17 protein-coding genes are annotated in these 16,289 nt (G+C 71.9%); 9 read left to right on the top strand and 8 right to left on the bottom strand.

Annotated features, from left to right (window positions below; genetic code table 11):
- Nucleotides 1-45: 45 nt before the first annotated feature.
- From C6376_RS37415 to C6376_RS37425, 3 genes are all read right to left on the bottom strand, one after another.
- A complete protein-coding gene (locus tag C6376_RS37415; RefSeq protein WP_107447445.1) occupies nucleotides 46-1,011 on the bottom strand; it encodes a hypothetical protein in 966 nt (321 codons plus the stop codon).
- Nucleotides 1,012-1,150: 139 nt separating this feature from the next.
- The gene (locus C6376_RS37420) at nucleotides 1,151-1,480 is read right to left on the bottom strand and encodes a hypothetical protein (RefSeq protein ID WP_107447446.1); all 330 of its coding nucleotides are present in this window, start codon (nucleotides 1,478-1,480) and stop codon (nucleotides 1,151-1,153) included.
- A gap of 110 nt (nucleotides 1,481-1,590) precedes the next feature.
- Nucleotides 1,591-2,115, bottom strand: a complete 525-nt coding sequence (locus C6376_RS37425) for a PadR family transcriptional regulator (protein ID WP_107447447.1) — start codon at nucleotides 2,113-2,115, stop codon at nucleotides 1,591-1,593.
- A gap of 157 nt (nucleotides 2,116-2,272) precedes the next feature.
- Here C6376_RS37425 and C6376_RS37430 point away from each other — a divergent pair, with 157 nt between their 5' ends.
- Nucleotides 2,273-3,031: an alpha/beta fold hydrolase gene (locus tag C6376_RS37430; RefSeq protein ID WP_107447448.1), complete on the top strand. Its 759-nt coding sequence runs from the start codon at nucleotides 2,273-2,275 to the stop codon at nucleotides 3,029-3,031.
- Between the two features lie 4 nt (nucleotides 3,032-3,035).
- Here the strand turns inward: C6376_RS37430 and C6376_RS37435 are convergent, their stop codons facing one another.
- Nucleotides 3,036-3,635: a class I SAM-dependent methyltransferase gene (locus C6376_RS37435; protein ID WP_107447449.1), complete on the bottom strand. Its 600-nt coding sequence runs from the start codon at nucleotides 3,633-3,635 to the stop codon at nucleotides 3,036-3,038.
- A gap of 147 nt (nucleotides 3,636-3,782) precedes the next feature.
- On the opposite strand from C6376_RS37435, the gene C6376_RS37440 reads away from it, so the two are divergent.
- The 7 genes from C6376_RS37440 (at nucleotide 3,783) to C6376_RS37470 (ending at nucleotide 10,667) form a co-directional block, all read left to right on the top strand.
- Nucleotides 3,783-4,583 (top strand): MHYT domain-containing protein, encoded by an 801-nt coding sequence (locus tag C6376_RS37440; RefSeq protein WP_107447450.1) that lies wholly within the window; start codon nucleotides 3,783-3,785, stop codon nucleotides 4,581-4,583.
- Nucleotides 4,584-4,628: 45 nt separating this feature from the next.
- Entirely contained in the window at nucleotides 4,629-7,307 is a 2,679-nt protein-coding gene (locus tag C6376_RS37445) for a sensor histidine kinase (RefSeq protein ID WP_107447451.1), read from the top strand.
- On the top strand, nucleotides 7,304-7,741 hold the full coding sequence (locus tag C6376_RS37450) for a roadblock/LC7 domain-containing protein (RefSeq protein WP_107447452.1): 438 nt from the start codon (nucleotides 7,304-7,306) through the stop codon (nucleotides 7,739-7,741). The genes C6376_RS37445 and C6376_RS37450 overlap by 4 nt, the downstream gene beginning before the upstream one ends.
- 16 nt (nucleotides 7,742-7,757) lie before the next feature.
- On the top strand, nucleotides 7,758-8,168 hold the full coding sequence (locus C6376_RS37455) for a DUF742 domain-containing protein (RefSeq protein ID WP_107447453.1): 411 nt from the start codon (nucleotides 7,758-7,760) through the stop codon (nucleotides 8,166-8,168).
- A gap of 138 nt (nucleotides 8,169-8,306) precedes the next feature.
- Nucleotides 8,307-8,912 carry an ATP/GTP-binding protein gene (locus tag C6376_RS37460; RefSeq protein ID WP_107447454.1) on the top strand — a complete coding sequence of 202 codons (606 nt, stop codon included), beginning with the start codon at nucleotides 8,307-8,309 and terminating at the stop codon, nucleotides 8,910-8,912.
- Between the two features lie 221 nt (nucleotides 8,913-9,133).
- Nucleotides 9,134-9,535 carry a roadblock/LC7 domain-containing protein gene (locus tag C6376_RS37465; RefSeq protein ID WP_107447455.1) on the top strand — a complete coding sequence of 134 codons (402 nt, stop codon included), beginning with the start codon at nucleotides 9,134-9,136 and terminating at the stop codon, nucleotides 9,533-9,535.
- A gap of 148 nt (nucleotides 9,536-9,683) precedes the next feature.
- Nucleotides 9,684-10,667, top strand: coding sequence for a DUF6397 family protein (locus C6376_RS37470; RefSeq protein WP_254076236.1), 984 nt, complete (start codon nucleotides 9,684-9,686; stop codon nucleotides 10,665-10,667).
- Nucleotides 10,668-10,675: 8 nt separating this feature from the next.
- Here C6376_RS37470 and C6376_RS37475 read toward each other — a convergent pair whose 3' ends face one another.
- Both C6376_RS37475 and C6376_RS37480 read right to left on the bottom strand, forming a co-directional pair.
- Nucleotides 10,676-11,542 carry an acyl-CoA thioesterase II gene (locus C6376_RS37475; RefSeq protein WP_107447456.1) on the bottom strand — a complete coding sequence of 289 codons (867 nt, stop codon included), beginning with the start codon at nucleotides 11,540-11,542 and terminating at the stop codon, nucleotides 10,676-10,678.
- Between the two features lie 67 nt (nucleotides 11,543-11,609).
- The gene (locus C6376_RS37480) at nucleotides 11,610-14,123 is read right to left on the bottom strand and encodes an RNA helicase (RefSeq protein ID WP_107447457.1); all 2,514 of its coding nucleotides are present in this window, start codon (nucleotides 14,121-14,123) and stop codon (nucleotides 11,610-11,612) included.
- Between the two features lie 145 nt (nucleotides 14,124-14,268).
- On the opposite strand from C6376_RS37480, the gene C6376_RS37485 reads away from it, so the two are divergent.
- Nucleotides 14,269-15,063: a metal-dependent hydrolase gene (locus tag C6376_RS37485; RefSeq protein ID WP_107447458.1), complete on the top strand. Its 795-nt coding sequence runs from the start codon at nucleotides 14,269-14,271 to the stop codon at nucleotides 15,061-15,063.
- An 86-nt stretch (nucleotides 15,064-15,149) separates the two neighbouring features.
- On the opposite strand, the gene C6376_RS37490 is transcribed toward C6376_RS37485, so the two are convergent.
- The gene (locus C6376_RS37490) at nucleotides 15,150-15,407 is read right to left on the bottom strand and encodes a type B 50S ribosomal protein L31 (RefSeq protein ID WP_107447459.1); all 258 of its coding nucleotides are present in this window, start codon (nucleotides 15,405-15,407) and stop codon (nucleotides 15,150-15,152) included.
- Between the two features lie 72 nt (nucleotides 15,408-15,479).
- Nucleotides 15,480-15,950 (bottom strand): DUF5709 domain-containing protein, encoded by a 471-nt coding sequence (locus C6376_RS37495; RefSeq protein ID WP_107447460.1) that lies wholly within the window; start codon nucleotides 15,948-15,950, stop codon nucleotides 15,480-15,482.
- Nucleotides 15,951-16,289 lie beyond the last annotated feature (339 nt).

A 16,289-nucleotide genomic window follows, 5' to 3' on the forward strand; every position in this document is an offset into this window, starting at 1 on the left:
CCGCGCGGCGGTCCCCGTCGTCCGCTCGGGAAGGCTCGACCGGCCTCACAGAGGCCGGACGGCCATCTTGTCGAGCGCCTCCAGCAGTCCGGGCAGCTCGGGGCCGCGGCCGACCGGCAGCACTTCGCCGGGCTCGTCGTCGAGCAGCACGAACGCGATGTCGTCGGTCCTGGCGACGAGCGACCAGCCGGGGCCGTCGGCCCGCAGCGTTCGCGCGTCACCGGGAGCGAACGAGGACCGCACCCGCCCGAGCGGAGGCGGGCTGTCCACGTAGGCGCGCACCTCGGCCAGGACCCGTCGGATCCCGCTGTGCCCGCCGCCCGGCGATGCCTTGCCGGCCGCGTCGGACCCGGCGGCGTCGTGAGCCGATTGCGTCTGCGTCGTCAGCCGCCCGGACCGCCGGGCCTCGACGTCCGAACCGTCGGACCCGGGCACGTCGGCCTCACCGTCGCGGGCGGCGTCGTCCGCGGCCTCCGCGGATGCCTCCGCGCGCTGCCGCGACGACGCGAACTCCGCGTCGTCGATCTGCTCCCGCCACAGGGCCCATTGGAGCGCGATCTCGTCGGCGCCCAGCCGGCGCTGCGCCGGACCCCAGGTACTGGTGTCCGGAGGCGTCAGCGCGGGACCGTCCGCGACGTCCGGGGCGGGGTCGTGCGGCGCGGGCACGCCCGGAGCCGCGACGGCGACCGCCAGCGGCCAGCCGGGCAGCGCGGCGACGACCGTCCGTTCGTCGGGCGACAGGTCGTATTCCATGCCGCAGTCCCACGACGCGATGGCGACGGCCACCAGGGACACGTCGTCGATGACGACGGTCCACCGGGCCCCTCCGCCGTCCTGGCCCAGCACCAGGCCGTACCCGTCGGCGAGCGGCGGCATGCCGAGCGCCGCACAGGCCTCCGGATAGTCGTCGCCCAGCGCGCTCGGGAACTTCGCCGGCGTCAACAGCACCGCCGTGAGCACATAGAGCGCGTCGTCCGCGGCGGCGACGGTGTCCTCGTCCGTCCCGGCCATCCCAGCCTCCCCATCGGTTCGTCCAACCGCGCGCACCCTAGTGCGGCGAGAAGGCGCTTGTCACGACTGGCCGACATACCCGGAGCTGCAGGTTTCCGGCCGGACGGGGCGAATCGACCACGGGCGGCCGTCGGATGCGTCACGCTGCCGGCAGCCCGAGGAGTTCGCGTGCCACGGTCTGCGGTGATTCGTCGCGTTCCCGCGCCAGGGCGATCACCGCGCGGCAGGCCAGCTCGTTGACGCCGAAGGACAGCGCCTCCGGCGACACCCAGTCCGCCGCCTCGTCGATTCTGTCCTGATCGTCCTCCGCGCGGGCCGAGACGTACACGGCGGCCGCCTCGAACAGATTGTGCGTGCGCTTTCCGCCCGTGCGCGCCGTCCCGCCCGGACCTTCCGCGCCACCCGGAACGGACCGCGCGCGCCTCGCGTCGAGGAGTCTTCCGCAGGCCTTGCGTATCGCACCGAACATGCCGACCGCCCTCCCAGTGCCTCAATGCGTCGATGGGACGTCCATCTCCCGCTGCTCACCCTGGAGTTGCCCGTCCGACGGCCGAAGGGAACGGAGTTGCGGTCACGGTTTCAGCCGTCGAGCGCGTCGAGCGTGTCGCGCAGCCAGGCGAGCTCGGCCCGTGAGGTGGCCCGGGCGATGGTCAGGATGCCGCGCTGGAAGGGGTCCGTCAGCTCCTCGGCCCGCAACGGACGGTCGCCGTCGTAGAAGAAGCTCGCCGGTTCCTCGAGGAAGGCCAGCCGGCGGCGCAGCACCGCGGCCTGGGCGGCGCAGTCGTCCAGGTGCCGCAGGAAGGCCAGCACCGTGAACCATCGGTTCTCGTCGGTGATGTCGCGCCGGTCGGGTTCGGCGAGCCGCCTGCGCAGTTCGCCCCGGCCGTCGGCGGTGAGGCGCAGGACGTGCCGCGGAGCGGCTACGGCGCCGGGCTCCGTGGCGCGCACCAGGAGTCCCGCCTTCTCCAGGCGTTTGATCGCCGGGTAGAGGGTGCTCTCCGCCACGGGGCGTACGTGCCCGGTGAGCGCGGTGATGCGCTTGCGCAGCTCGTAGCCGTGCAGCGGCGCGTCGAACAGGAAACCGAGGACGGCGAGCTCCAGCATGCCCGCATTGTGCCGCAGGCCAGGTGTACCTCGCTGACCGGATACCCCGATGTGTCGATATCATGTTGACGCAATACATCGTACCCGATGTATTGTCGTCGCGGTCCTACCGGTGATCGATCCAGACGGACCACGACGAGGATCCTGAGGGGGAGCCATGCGGCAGGCAGAGTTCGACGACAGGGGCAGCCGAGTGCGCTGGACGGAGTCCCGGGGCGGCGGCCCGGCGCGGGTGTACGTGCACGGACTGGGCGCGGCCTCGACCGTGTACCACGCGCACGTGGCGGCGCGGCCGGAGTTGGCCGGCCGTCGGAGCCTGTTCGTCGACCTGCCGGGTCACGGCATCAGCGACCGCCCCGCGGACTTCGGCTACACGCTCGAGGAGCACGCCGACGCCCTGGCGGCCGCGCTGGACGCGGCGGAAGTGAGCGGCGCCGAACTGGTCGCCCACAGCATGGGCGGCTCCGTGGCCGTCGTCCTGGCCCACCGCCGGCCCGACCTGGTCGCTCGGCTGGTGCTGACCGAGGCCAACCTGGACGCCTTCCCGCCGCCCGCCGCGGGCAGCAGCGGCATCGCCGCGTACGCGGAGGAGGAGTTCCTCGCCGAGGGGTACGCGCGCGTGCTGGACGAGGTCGGACCCCTGTGGGCCGCGACGATGCGGCTCGCCGACCCGCGGGCACTGCACCGCAGCGCCGTCGGTCTGCGGCGCGGATCCGATCCGGTCATGCGCGAGATCCTGACCGGGCTCCACTCTGTGGAACGCGTCTACCTGCAGGGTGAGATCACGGGTCCGCTCGAGGGAGCAGACGCGCTGGAGGCCGCGGGGGTGCGTGTGGTCACGGTGCAGGGCGCCGGCCACAACGTCATGTTCGACAACCCCGACGCGTTCGTGCGGGCGATCGTCGGCGGCGTGTGACCCCTCAGTCCTCGCGTACGGCCACCGCCAGGAACCGCGCGTCCTCGTCGACGTAGGACGTCATGAGCCACCCCGCTCCCGCCAGCAGCGGGCGGAGGTTGGGTTCCGCCCGCAGATCCTCCGGCGTGATCCGCCGGCCCTGGCGGGCCGCGAGCGCCGCTCGGCCGATGGGGTGGAACAGCGCCAGGATGCCGCCCGGGCGCACCACGCGCGCCAGCTCGCGCAGGTTCTCCGCCGGCCGGGGCAGATGGGCGACGAGGCCCGCGCCGAAGACGGCGTCGAGGGACCCGGAGCGCAGAGGGAGCGCCGTGACGTCTGCGAGGACCAGCCGACCGTCGCGGTCGCGTCCGGCCCGTACGGCGGCCTCCAGCATGGCCGGGGTCAGATCCACCCCGACGACCACTCCCGAAGGCCCCACGGCGGCGCGCAGCGGCGTCAGGGCCCGCCCGGTGCCGCAGCCGGCGTCCAGCACGCGGTCCCCCTCGCGCAGCCCGAGACCGGCGACCGCGGCCGCGTACGCGGGACCGTCGTCGGGGAACCGGTCGTCCCAACCGGCGGCACGGGTACCGAAGAACTCCTGGACGTGTGTGTGACGGTCGCTCATTCTCCGCATGATCCCTCACCTACTTGGAGGATGCCGCGCATGTTCGAGCGTGACCCGATCGTTCAGGCGCATCACTGGGTCATATTGCAGCAGCTTTCGAAATGCGCCGCCCTTGTGCTCCCGTGCCCCGGCTAGCGTCCCGTGGCCATGGGACACCTGGACCACGCCGCCTTCGGCTGGCTGACCCCCGTGCTGTCGTACGCGATGGCCTGCATCGGCGCCGCCCTCGGGCTGCGCTGCACCGTGCGTGCGCTCGGCGCCTCGGGGCGCTCACGCCGCAACTGGCTGATCACCGCCGCGTCGGCGATCGGCACCGGCATCTGGACCATGCACTTCGTGGCCATGCTCGGATTCGGTGTCACCGGCACCGACATCCGCTACGACGTCCCCCTGACCGTGCTCAGCCTTCTCGTGGCCATGGTCGTGGTCTGCGCCGGCGTCTTCGCCGTCGGCTACAGCAAAGAGGGCACGCGTGCGTTACTGATCGGCGGACTCACCACCGGTCTGGGCGTGGCGAGCATGCACTACCTGGGCATGGCGGCGGTCCGACTGCACGGCGACGTCACCTACGACGCGGTACGGGTGGGACTCTCCGTCCTGATCGCCGTCGTCGCGGCGACCGCGGCCCTCTGGGCGGCGCTCAACATCAAGTCGCCGATCGCCGTCACCCTCGCCTCTGTCGTCATGGGCCTGGCGGTGAGCAGCATGCACTACACCGGCATGTTCGCGGTGCGGGTGCACGTCACTCCCTCGGGCGAGGCGCTGCCCGGGGCCACGGCGATGCAGTTCATCTTCCCCCTCGCCGTCGGCCTCGGGTCCTACCTCTTCCTGACCTCGGCCTTCGTCGCGCTGTCGCCCACCACGGGGGAGCGCGCGGCCTCCGCTTCGGCACAACAGGAAAAGAGCGCACAGGACCTTCCGGGACGACAACCGGCACGGACCGCCTGACCGGCAGAAACACCCGCCCCAGTCCCCCTTCCGAGCGAGGAGGCCATGCGCACACCCCGCAGGACCCCGACCGCCGGCGCCGACGCGCCGCCCCCCGCGCGCGGCCGGCGCGCCCACGCCGGACCCCCGGCCGACGAAGAGCCGGACGAACGGGCGGTCCCGTCGACGGACCCCTCCGGGGACGTGCCGGTCCCGCGCGCGCAAGGCTGGCGCCTTCGGCCACGCACCGTACGAGCCAAGATCGTCTGCCTGCTGATGGTGCCGGTCGTGTCCCTGCTGGCCCTGTGGGCCTACGCCACGGTCAGCACCGCACAGGACGTCTCCCGGCTGCGCCAGTTGCAGCGCGTCGACTCCCAGGTCCGGGCCCCCGTAGCAGCCGCCGTGGCCGCCCTTCAGACCGAACGGACGGCTGCCGTACGGTATGCGACCCGTCCCGCACCCGGGCAGGACGCCGACCTGAGGACGCTTGCCGAACGCACCGACCGGGCCGTGTCCGGTCTGCGGCTCGGCGACGACAGCACCGTCGCCGACGGCCAGGACCTGCCCGTCGGCGTGGCCCGGCGTCTGGAGACGTTCGTCTCCGGCGCCGAACGGCTGTCCTCGCTTCGGGCCGCGGTGCTCGACGGCAGCGCCGGCTGGGAGGCGGTCTACAGCCGGTACACCGGCGTCATCTCCTCGGCCTTCGCGGTCGGCGGCGCCCTCTCGGGCATCCAGGACGCCGAACTCGGTTCCGACGCGCGCGTGCTGCTGGAGTTCTCCCGCGCGGGAGAGGCACTGGCCCGGGAGGACGCCGTGCTCGCCGGCGCACGTGTGCACGGGCGCCTCGACGGAACCCGTCTGCGGCTGTTCACCGGCGCCGTCGACACGCGTCGCGCCCTCACCGCATCGTCCACCGCGGACCTGCGCGGCCCCGAGTACACCGCCTGGCGCCGACTCGCCGCCGGCAGCGCCTACGCGGCCCTGAGCGCCTCCGAGGACGGGGTGCTCGCCGGACGGCCGGGCACGAAGGCGATCGCGGCCGCTCCCGTGAGCACCTGGGGCTCGGCACACGCCCGCGTACAGAACGGGATGCGGACCATCGAGGCGGACGCCGGCAGCGACGTCGCCGACCGCGCCGACCCGCTCACCAGCGGTCTGCTCACCGCACCCGGAGCCGCCGTCCTGCTGGGCCTCGCCGCCGTCGTCGCCTCGCTCGTCATCTCCGTGCGCATCGGTCGCGGGCTCGTCGTCGAACTGGTCGGCCTGCGCAACAGCGCTCTGGAGATCGCCCGGCGCAAACTCCCGGAGGCGATGGGGAGACTGCGCGCCGGGCAGCAGATCGACGTCCACGCGGAAGCTCCGCCCGGTCCACCCGCCGAGGACGAGACCGGTCAGGTCGCCGAGGCCCTGAACACCGTGCACCAGGCCGCTCTGCGCGCCGCCGTGGAGCGCGCCGAACTCGCGAGCGGCATCTCGGGGGTGTTCGTCAACCTGGCCCGCCGCAGCCAGGTCCTCGTCCACCGCCAACTGAGCCTCCTGGACAGCATGGAACGCCGCTCCGACGACCCGAACGAGCTCAGCGACCTCTTCCGGCTCGACCACCTCACCACGCGCATGCGACGCCACGCGGAAAGCCTGATCATCCTTTCCGGCGCGGCGCCCGGTCGTGCCTGGCGGATACCGGTCCCGCTCACCAACGTCATCCGCGCCGCCGTCTCCGAAGTCGAGGACTACGCGCGCGTGGAGGTACGGCAACTCCCGGAAACCGCCGTCATCGGCACGGCCGTGGCCGACCTCACCCACCTGCTTGCCGAACTCGTCGAGAACGCGGCGCAGTTCTCGCCGCCTCACACGCGTGTGCGCGTCACCGGCGAACCCGTCGGCAACGGCTACGCGGTGGAGGTCGAGGACCGGGGCCTGGGCATGGGCAGGGAGACCCTCGACGACGCCAACCGGCGCATCGCGCAGTCCGAGGCCCTCGATCTGTTCGACAGCGACCGGCTCGGCCTGTTCGTGGTGAGCAGGCTCGCCGCCCGGCACGGCGTCAAGGTGCATCTGCGGACCTCGCCCTACGGCGGCACCACGGCGGTCGTCCTGCTGCCGACGGCCCTGCTGCACAGCGGCACGCCGGAGGATTCCGCCCCGGCAGTGACGGCGGGGCAGCCGGCGCCACGCGCCTACGCGCGCGTGGCCGCAGGCGACCGGCACGCGTCCGATGTCCAAGCGTCCGACGTCCGCACCGCCGACGTGTACGCCTTCGGGCCGCACGATGCGCCCGAGCGGCCGCTCGACCACCGGCAGGCGGTCGACGCGGGCCCTTCCGGCCGTCGCCGCGAGTCCGTCCACGCGCCCGTCGAACGCCCCGCGCTCGCGGCCCCCTCACAGGGCACCGCCGAACCGGCCGCGGCCGGTCCACCGCCCCCCGGAGTGACAGCCTTGCGCCTGCACCGGCCCCCGGATGACGGCGAGAACGCCGAAGACGCCGGACACGCACAAGACACGGACGATCTTCCACGCAGGGTCCGCCAGGCCAGTCTCGCCCCGCAACTGCGCCGTTCGCACCCGGAGGAAACCGCCCGGACCCCCGTCCCGGGCGGCGACGAAGGACGCACCCCCGAACTCGTACGGAACCGCATGGCCGCGTACCGGGAGGGCTGGGCCCGAGGCGGCGGAAGACAACCCGGCCGCGGCGCGGCCCCGGATTCCGCACCGGGCAGCGAAAGCAGTGAAGGAGACCACGCATGATCCAGGATCCGAGCATGAGGTCGGCCCAGCGGTCCGGCGAACTCGACTGGTTGCTGGACGACTTGGTGATGCGTGTGAGCGAGGTACGGCACGCGGTGGTGCTGTCCAACGACGGCCTCGCCGTCGGCGCCTCCACCGACCTCAGACGCGAGGACGCCGAACACCTCGCCGCCGTCGCCTCCGGCTTCCACAGCCTCGCCAAGGGCGCGGGCCGCCACTTCGGCGCCGGCGGCGTACGCCAGACCATGGTGGAGATGGACGACGGCTTCCTCTTCGTGGCCGCCGCGGGCGACGGCTCCTGCCTGGCCGTACTCACCGCCGTGACCGCCGACATCGGCCTGGTCGCGTACGAGATGGCACGCCTGGTCAAGCGCGTCGGCGAGCACCTCTACACGCCGGCGCGCCTCGCCGCGCGGCCGCCCGCCGTCGGATGAGACGAGAGCCGCGCCGATGACCGAGGACATGACCGCCGCCCCGCACGAAGCGGGCAGCCAGTGGTTCGACACCGAGGCCGGCCCACTCGTCCGCCCGTACGCCATGACGGGCGGACGGACGAAACCCGGCCCGACGGGCGTGCGCTTCGACCTGATCGCCCTGGTCACCCTGGATCCGGGTGCACCCGGCACGGAAGGCCTGGCGATCGGACCGGAGCACCGTACCCTCGTCGGTCTCTGCCGCGCCGAGACCCAGTCGGTCGCGGAACTCGCGGCCGGTGCCGACCTGCCCGTGGGCGTGGTCAGGGTCCTCCTCGGCGATCTGCTGGAACTGGGATGCGTCACCGTCAGCCGCCCGGTCCCGCCCGCGCAACTGCCCGACGAGCGGATCCTGCGCGAGGTGATCGCAGGGCTGCGAGCCCTGTAGACGAACCTCTCCGACCGCCCCGGAGGCGCACGGCACCCACGGCGCCTCCGCCGTATTGAGCTCGCTCCGTACGGCGCCTCCTCCGTCCCGCGTCGACCCTGGCCGACGCCCCGAACCCGATCCCGAGAGAAGTGATCCATGGTCTTCGAGCACTCCCACGCCGCCGACGGCGAATCGGCCCCCATGGCCTTGAAGATTCTGGTCGCGGGCGGGTTCGGCGTGGGCAAGACCACCATGGTGGGCGCGGTCAGCGAGATCAAACCGCTGCGCACCGAGGAACTGCTCAGCCAGGCAGGGCAGTCGGTGGACGACACCGACGGCGTGGACCAGAAGGTCACGACCACCGTCGCGATGGACTTCGGCCGTATCACCATCCGTTCCGGGCTCTCCCTCTACCTGTTCGGCACACCGGGGCAGGACCGCTTCTGGTTCCTGTGGGACGAGTTGTCCCAGGGAGCACTGGGCGCGGTGGTTCTGGCCGACACCCGACGGCTCGAGGACTGCTTCCCCGCGGTCGACTACTTCGAGCACCGCCACATTCCCTTCGTGGTGGCCGTCAACTGCTTCACGGGCACGCGGACGTACGGCGCCCAGGACGTGTCGCGCGCGCTCGACCTCGACGCGGGAACCCCGGTCGTCCTGTGCGACGCCCGCGACCGGGACTCGGGGAAGGAGGTGCTGATCCGGCTGGTCGAGTACGCCGGGCGGATGCACGCCGCCCGGTTGCTGGACTCGGTGGGCTGACCTCACCCGTGGGCCGCGACATCGGCTCGCGACGCCCTCGCGACGGCACGAGCCGTCGCGATCCGGCCGGCTCGGGGGTGGAGGAAGCCGACTTGCGCGCCATGCCGCCGTGCTCCTTGCTCCGGCGGACGTCCCTGGGAAAGGCTGACGGGCGGATCGTCCGGCGAGCCGGACGATCGGGCGGGAACGTCACACGGGGAACGTCACACGGGGAGCGGGGCATGGCGGGCAACCACGGATTGGGCCGGCTGTTGGACGATCTGACCGAGCGCGTCGACCGCGTACGGCACGCGCTCGTCCTGTCCGACGACGGGCTGGTGGCGGGCGCGAGCACCGGAATGCGCCGGGAGGACGCCGAACACCTCGCCGCCGTAGCGTCCGGCCTCCACAGCCTGGCGAAGGGTTCGGGACGTCACTTCGGGGCGGGCCGGGTGCGCCAGACGATGATCGAGTTCGATGACGCGGTGCTGTTCGTCACCGCGGCGGGCGCCGGCACCTGTCTGTGCGTGCTCAGCGGAGTGGACGCCGACATGGGACGGATCGCCTACGAGATGACCCTGCTGGTCAACCGGGTCGGCGAACACCTCACCGTGGACGTCCGGAATCCCGACCGTGCCCCCTGACAGGCATCTGACCTGCTCTTTCACTCTCCCATCCGGAGTTATCCACAGGCTGCCACGAAATCGGCGACCGCGGGTACGGTTTTTCCCGAGGTCACCGCGGACGGCGCGGGCCTGCTTCACTCCACTCACTCCACGGGGGAGATCGACCATGTCCGGAAACACCGTCACACGTGTGCACTCCACGTCGTTCGCGCCGGGCCGAGCGGCACGCGAACTGTGCCTGAAGCGAAGCGAGTTCGACCTCGGCGTGCACCTCGGGCGGATCAGGACGACACCCGACGACGGGGGAGGGGGCCGTCGGGTGACCCGCGCAGAGATCGACCGCCTGCGCGCGGAACCCGGCTTTCCCGAGACACTGCGCCGGCGGGTGCAGGCTGTGAGCACCGGCGAGGGCGCCGCCGTCCTGGAGGTGCCGCCCACCCGGTTCACGCGTCTCGCGCGGGTGGGACTGGTGGTGCCCGTCACGTTCTACCTCAACAGGTACCGGGCCGTCGTGTGGCTGTATCTCGCCGAGGAACTGCGGCAGTTCGCGGCCGGCCGGACGAACGCGTTCCTGCTCACGGGCCGGACGCCGGAGGTGTTGCGCAGCCAGTTGGCCGCGGGCGTCGACCTGCGGCCCCGGAACTGGCGGGGACGTCACCTGGGCTTCCTGCTCCGACAGACGGACGACCCGTGGCAGCGCGCCGGAGCGCTGGCGGCGTTCCTCGGCCCGCCACACGTCGCGGAAATCGTCGACGACCCCCACGAGCGCTCGCACCTGAACAGGTTCCGGCCGAGGCCGCCGGCGTACGGAGTCCCGGGTTCTCCCGCCGCCCGGCTCATCGAGAAGATCATGACCGCGCAGGACCGCGACGAGATCGACTGGCTGACCTCCGACCTGGCGAACACCCTGGCCGAGGCCCGTGCCGTGCAGCCCGCACCGCGCCCCCTCCCGAATCCCGCCCGGCAGCGTCCGTCACCGCGAGACGGACGGCCTGACGACGCACCGGACACGCAGGAACAGACTTCCGCGTCCCACGAGTCCGAGGCGTCCCACCACGAGTCCGACGCGGCCGGCGGGTCAGAGGTGTCCGACGAGCCGAGCCCGTCGACGCGCGCCCTGTTCGGCTGGCTGCGCCGCCGAAGCGGCTGACGCACGGCCTACAGCGCGCGGAAAAGCCCCTCCTGGACGACGGACACCAGCAGCCGCCCCTCCAGGTCGTAGATGCGGCCCCGGGCCAGCCCACGCCCGCCCGTGGCGATCGGCGACTCCTGGTCGTACAGGAACCACTCGTCCGCGCGGAACGGCCGATGGAACCACATCGCGTGGTCCAGCGACGCCATGTCGAAGTTGCGCGGACCCCACAGCGGCTCCACCGGGAGGCGGACCGCGTCCAGAAGGGTCATGTCGCTGGCGTAGGTGAGCGCGCAGGTGTGGACGAGCGGGTCGTCGCCGAGCGGCCCGACGGCACGCATCCACACCGCGCTGCGCGGCTCGGCGTCCTTGACGTCCTCGGCGGTCCAGCGCAGCCGGTCCGCGTACCGGATGTCGAAGGGCTGACGGCGGGCCATCCGCTCCAACTGCTCGGGCAGCGACCCCAGATGTGTCCGGACCTCGTCCGTGACGCTCGGCAGGGACTCCGGGTCCGGCACCTCACGCGCCGGAGGCAGCTGGTGCTCGAAAGGACCTTCCTCAGGCTGATGAAAGGAGGCGGTGAGATTGAAGATCGTCCGCCCTTGCTGTACGGCAGTGACCCGGCGGGTCGTGAACGACCGGCCGTCGCGCACCCGTTCCACCTGGTACACGATGGGGACGCCCGGCCGGCCCGGGCGCAGGAAGTACGCGTGCAGCGAGTGCACGGGCCGGTCGCCCTCGGTGGTCCGGCCGGCCGCGACGAGAGCCTGGCCCGCCACCTGGCCGCCGAAGACCCGCTGCAGGGACTCGTGCGGGCTGCGGCCCCGGAAGATGTTGACCTCTATCTGCTCCAGGTCGAGCAGGTCGACGAGTCTCTCGGCCGGATTCGTCATCGGTGCGTTTCTCCTGTGCCCTGTGCTGTGCATGGTCCGGTTTCCGCGGCCGCGGCCGCCGCTGCGCTCACAACTGGCCGACGGACGTGACGCGGACGACCGCCCGGCCCTCGGCGTCGGAGGCCGTGAGGTCGACCTCCGCGCTGATTCCCCAGTCGTGGTCGTCGTTCGGGTCGTCGAAGATCTGACGGACGCGCCACAGGGCGTTCTGCGGCTCTTCCTGGATGACGAGCAGTTTGGGACCCCGTGCGTCGGGGCCGGTGCCGAGGTCGTCGTACTCGTCCCAGTACTTGTCCATCGCCTCGCCCCAGGCGTCGGCGTCCCAGCCGGCGTCCGCGTCCAGCTCGCCGAGTTGGGCGATGTGGTCGAGTGCGGCGAGCTCGACACGGCGGAACATCGCGTTGCGGACCAGGACCCGGAAGGCACGTGCGTTCGCCGTGACCGGCTTGACCTCGTCGGCCTTCTCCTGCGCCTCCTCGGCGGTCATCTCCTCCGGGTTGGCGAGCTGCTCCCACTCGTCCAGCAGGCTCGAGTCCACCTGGCGCACCATCTCGCCCAGCCACGCGATCAGATCCTGCAGGTCCTCGGACTTCAGATCGTCCGGGACGGTGTGGTCGAGGGCCTTGTACGCGCCGGCCAGGTAACGCAGCACGATGCCCTCGGTACGGGCCAGCTCGTAGTGGGAGACCAACTCGGTGAACGACATCGCCCGCTCGTACATGTCACGGATGACGGACTTCGGCGACAGCGGATGGTCGCCCACCCACGGGTGGCTCTTGCGGTAGGTGTCGTACGCGTGGAAGAGCAGCTCCTCCAGCGGCTTCGGGTACGAGACGTCCTGGAGGCGTTCCATGCGCTCCTCGTACTCGACGCCGTCCGCCTTCATCGCGGCCACCGCCTCGCCGCGCGCCTTGTTCTGCTGGGCGGCCAGGATCTGGCGCGGGTCGTCCAGCGTGGACTCCACGACGGAGACCATGTCGAGGGCGTAGGAGGGCGACTCGGGGTCCAGCAGCTCGAACGCGGCCAGCGCGAAGGTGGACAGGGGCTGGTTCAGCGCGAAGTCCTGCTGCAGATCCACGGTGAGGCGGACGACACGTCCGGAGGCGTCCGGCTCGTCGAGCTTCTCCACGACGCCGCCGTCCAGCAACGACCGGTAGATCGCGATGGCGCGCCGGATGTGCCGCAGTTGCTGCCTGCGCGGCTCGTGGTTGTCCTCCAGCAGGTGCCGCATCGCCGCGAAGGCGTTTCCGGGGCGGGCGATCACGGACAGCAGCATCGTGTGCGTGACCCGGAAGCGGGACGTCAACGGCTCCGGATCGGACTCGATGAGCTTGTCGAAGGTGTTCTCCGTCCAGCCCACGAATCCTTCCGGCGCCTTCTTGCGCACCACCTTGCGGCGCTTCTTCGGGTCGTCCCCGGCCTTGCTGAGGGCCTTCTCGTTCTCGATGACGTGCTCGGGAGCCTGCGCGACCACCAGCCCCGCCGTGTCGAACCCGGCGCGGCCGGCCCGGCCCGCGATCTGGTGGAACTCACGGGCCCGCAGGGTGCGCACCCGGTTGCCGTCGTACTTGGTGAGCGCGGTGAACAGCACCGTCCGGATGGGCACGTTGACGCCGACGCCGAGTGTGTCGGTGCCGCAGATGACCTTCAGCAGCCCGGCCTGGGCGAGCTTCTCCACCAGTCGCCGGTACTTCGGCAGCATGCCGGCGTGGTGGACACCGATGCCGTGCCGCACGTAACGCGAGAGGTTCTGGCCGAACTTGGTGCTGAAGCGGAAGTTGCCGATCAGGTCGGCGATCCGGTCCTTCTCCTCACGCGAGCACATGTTGATGCTCATCAGCGCCTGCGCCCGCTCCACCGCCTGCGCCTGGGTGAAGTGCACGATGTAGACGGGCGCCTGGCGGGTGTCCAGCAGGTCGGTGAGGGTCTCCGTCATCGGGGTGTACCGGTACTCGTAGGACAGCGGCACGGGCCGGGTCGCCGAGCGGACCACCGCCGTGGGGCGGCCCGTGCGCCGGGCGAGGTCCTTCTCGAAGAAGGACACGTCGCCCAGTGTCGCCGACATGAGCACGAACTGTGCCTGCGGCAGCTCCAGAATGGGGATCTGCCAGGCCCAGCCGCGGTCGCCCTCGGCGTAGAAGTGGAACTCGTCCATGACGACCTGGCCGACGTCCGCCTGCCTGCCGTCGCGCAGCGCGATGGAGGCGAGCACCTCGGCGGTGCAGCAGATGACCGGGGCGTCGGAGTTCACGGACGCGTCGCCGGTCAGCATGCCGACGTTCTCCGTGCCGAAGATCTTGCACAGCTCGAAGAACTTCTCCGACACGAGTGCCTTGATCGGAGCCGTGTAGAAGGTGACCTCGTCGCGGGCGAGGGCCGCGAAGTGCGCGGCCGCGGCGATCATGCTCTTGCCGGAGCCGGTGGGCGTCGAGACGATCACGTTCGCCCCGGAGACCACCTCGATCAGCGCCTCCTCCTGATGGGGGTAGAGCGTCAGACCGCGCTCCTGCGCCCAGGACTCGAAGGCTTCGTACAGGGCGTCGGGATCTGCGGTCGGCGGCAGCTGATCGATGAGGGTCACGACCCCATCTTGCCTGCCCCCGGTCCGGAGAGGGGAATCGGATCCCGACCCGAAGATCATGGCAGCTACGCTGTGTCGCCGACGGAGCGTCATCGCGCCCGGTCAACTGGACAGCGGTACATGAGGGATAGGGCGGGCAAGGGCCATGATGGGACCAGCACACTCACTGTCGGGCGCCGCCGCCTGGCTCGGCGTCGGTGCGGCCGCTGCCGCCGCCGGACACACCATGCCGTGGCCGGTCCTGCTCGCCGGTGCGCTGATCTGCGCCGGCGCCGCGCTCGCGCCGGATCTCGACCACAAGGCGGCCACCATCTCCCGGTCCTTCGGTCCCGTCTCACGCTGGCTGTGCGAGATCGTCGACAAGCTCTCCTACGCCGTCTACAAGTCCACGAGGAAGCAGGGCGACCCGCGCCGCTCCGGCGGGCACCGCACGCTCACGCACACCTGGCTGTGGGCGGTCATGATCGGCGCGGGCGCCTCGGCGCTGGCGATCACCGGTGGCCGCTGGGCGGTGCTGGGGCTTCTCTTCGTGCACATGGTGCTGGCGATCGAGGGCCTGCTGTGGCGGGCCGCCCGGGGCTCCAGCAGCGACGTCCTGGTGTGGCTGCTCGCCGCGACCAGCGCGTGGATCCTGGCCGGTGTTCTGGACAAGCCCGGAAACGGCGCGGACTGGCTGTTCACCCAGCCCGGCCAGGAGTACCTGTGGCTGGGGCTGCCCATCGTGCTCGGCGCCCTGGTCCACGACATCGGGGACGCCCTGACCGTCTCGGGCTGTCCGGTGCTGTGGCCCATCCCGATCGGGCGCAAGCGCTGGTACCCGATCGGCCCGCCCAAGGCGATGCGATTCCGCGCGGGCAGCTGGATCGAGCTGAAGGTGCTGATGCCCGTGTTCATGGTGCTCGGGGGAGTGGGCGGGGCGGCCGCTCTCAACTACATCTGACCTGTGACGCCGTACATCCGACCCGTTGCTGCGCGGGGTCGGCCGGCCGCGGGCGGGGTGGCGGACCCGGCGGCGGCCGGGTCCGCTCAGGTCATCGCCCCGCCGTCGCCGTAGCGCCGCTCGAAGCGGGCGACGCGCCCCTCGGTGTCCACGGTGCGCGACCTGCCGGTGAAGAAGGGGTGGCTCTCCGAGGAGATCTCCACGTCCACCACCGGGTAGGTCTCGCCGTCGTCCCACTCGATCGTCTGTTCGCTGGTCGCGGTGGACCGGGTCAGGAAGGCGTAGCCGGCGGTGCGGTCGCGGAAGACGACCGGGTGGTAGTCGGGCTGCTGGTCCTGCTGCATGAGTGCTCCTCGTGCGGTGGCGATGGCGATGGCGGCGACCCGCGGCGAACGGTCGGGTCGACCGGGCGGGGGTCAACCGGACAGGGCGTCCTCGTCGACGATGTGCATGGCGGCCTCCTCCGCCGACGCGGCCGCCCCGTCGATGCCCACGTCCGTGGCGACCAGCGCGCTCTCCTCGTCCTCGTGGGCTCCTTCGTCGGGTGCCACGAGCCTGCCGGAGCGTACGTCTCCGACCTCGTTGTCGAGGAGTTCCCCGTCAGTGCCGTCGCAGTCGCCCAGACCGTCACCGTCGGGCACGCCGACATCGGGGCGCTCCTCCGCCAGCCGCTGGTCCAGGGTCTCCCCCCGGCGGCGCTCCGCGGCGGTCACCCCGGCGTGCTCCACGGCCCAGGGCCGGTCCGGAGGGGACCAGCCGCGGTCGAGCGGGTCGTCGACCCCGTCGTCCTCCAGGGTGTCCTCCGCGTCGAGCAGCCCCGCGTCGTCCTGGATGTCGGAGGAGTCCGGCTGGTAGACGTCGTCTCCCCATCCGTCGGCGCTGGTCACGGCTACCTCCAGGGGGTGACTGGCCCGTTCTCACCGCGGTCGGCGACGGGCTGCCGCCGCACGGGGCACCGGCCGGTCTCGTCGTGTCTTTCCGGATGGATCCCGACGGTCGCCCGCACGGGTGCCGGTATCCAGCGTTCCACCCCTGATCGGTTCCCCGCAACGCCAGAGCGCTCGCCGCAGCGCCGCCGCGCCGGCCCGGCGGCGGCGCCGGGGCCGCGACCAGCGAGGGCCCGCCCGGAGCCGCGCTCCTTCGGTGCGATCGCAACCGGCGCCGGGGATCCCCCTCCCGGGGGCACCACGGGCGCCGCCCGGTTCAGGAACCGCAGCGGCGGCGGT

The sequence above is a fragment of the Streptomyces sp. P3 genome (assembly GCF_003032475.1).
GTDB lineage: Bacteria > Actinomycetota > Actinomycetes > Streptomycetales > Streptomycetaceae > Streptomyces.

Excerpts from the sequence above, each read along its gene's own strand:
- C6376_RS37415 (WP_107447445.1), bottom strand. The coding sequence starts at position 1,011 with ATGGCCGGGACGGACGAGGACACCGTCGCCGCCGCGGACGACGCGCTC.
- C6376_RS37420 (WP_107447446.1), bottom strand. The coding sequence starts at position 1,480 with ATGTTCGGTGCGATACGCAAGGCCTGCGGAAGACTCCTCGACGCGAGG.
- C6376_RS37425 (WP_107447447.1), bottom strand. The coding sequence starts at position 2,115 with ATGCTGGAGCTCGCCGTCCTCGGTTTCCTGTTCGACGCGCCGCTGCAC.
- C6376_RS37430 (WP_107447448.1), top strand. The coding sequence starts at position 2,273 with ATGCGGCAGGCAGAGTTCGACGACAGGGGCAGCCGAGTGCGCTGGACG.
- C6376_RS37435 (WP_107447449.1), bottom strand. The coding sequence starts at position 3,635 with ATGAGCGACCGTCACACACACGTCCAGGAGTTCTTCGGTACCCGTGCC.
- C6376_RS37440 (WP_107447450.1), top strand. The coding sequence starts at position 3,783 with ATGGGACACCTGGACCACGCCGCCTTCGGCTGGCTGACCCCCGTGCTG.
- C6376_RS37445 (WP_107447451.1), top strand. The coding sequence starts at position 4,629 with ATGCGCACACCCCGCAGGACCCCGACCGCCGGCGCCGACGCGCCGCCC.
- C6376_RS37450 (WP_107447452.1), top strand. The coding sequence starts at position 7,304 with ATGATCCAGGATCCGAGCATGAGGTCGGCCCAGCGGTCCGGCGAACTC.
- C6376_RS37455 (WP_107447453.1), top strand. The coding sequence starts at position 7,758 with ATGACCGAGGACATGACCGCCGCCCCGCACGAAGCGGGCAGCCAGTGG.
- C6376_RS37460 (WP_107447454.1), top strand. The coding sequence starts at position 8,307 with ATGGTCTTCGAGCACTCCCACGCCGCCGACGGCGAATCGGCCCCCATG.
- C6376_RS37465 (WP_107447455.1), top strand. The coding sequence starts at position 9,134 with ATGGCGGGCAACCACGGATTGGGCCGGCTGTTGGACGATCTGACCGAG.
- C6376_RS37470 (WP_254076236.1), top strand. The coding sequence starts at position 9,684 with ATGTCCGGAAACACCGTCACACGTGTGCACTCCACGTCGTTCGCGCCG.
- C6376_RS37475 (WP_107447456.1), bottom strand. The coding sequence starts at position 11,542 with ATGACGAATCCGGCCGAGAGACTCGTCGACCTGCTCGACCTGGAGCAG.
- C6376_RS37485 (WP_107447458.1), top strand. The coding sequence starts at position 14,269 with ATGATGGGACCAGCACACTCACTGTCGGGCGCCGCCGCCTGGCTCGGC.
- C6376_RS37490 (WP_107447459.1), bottom strand. The coding sequence starts at position 15,407 with ATGCAGCAGGACCAGCAGCCCGACTACCACCCGGTCGTCTTCCGCGAC.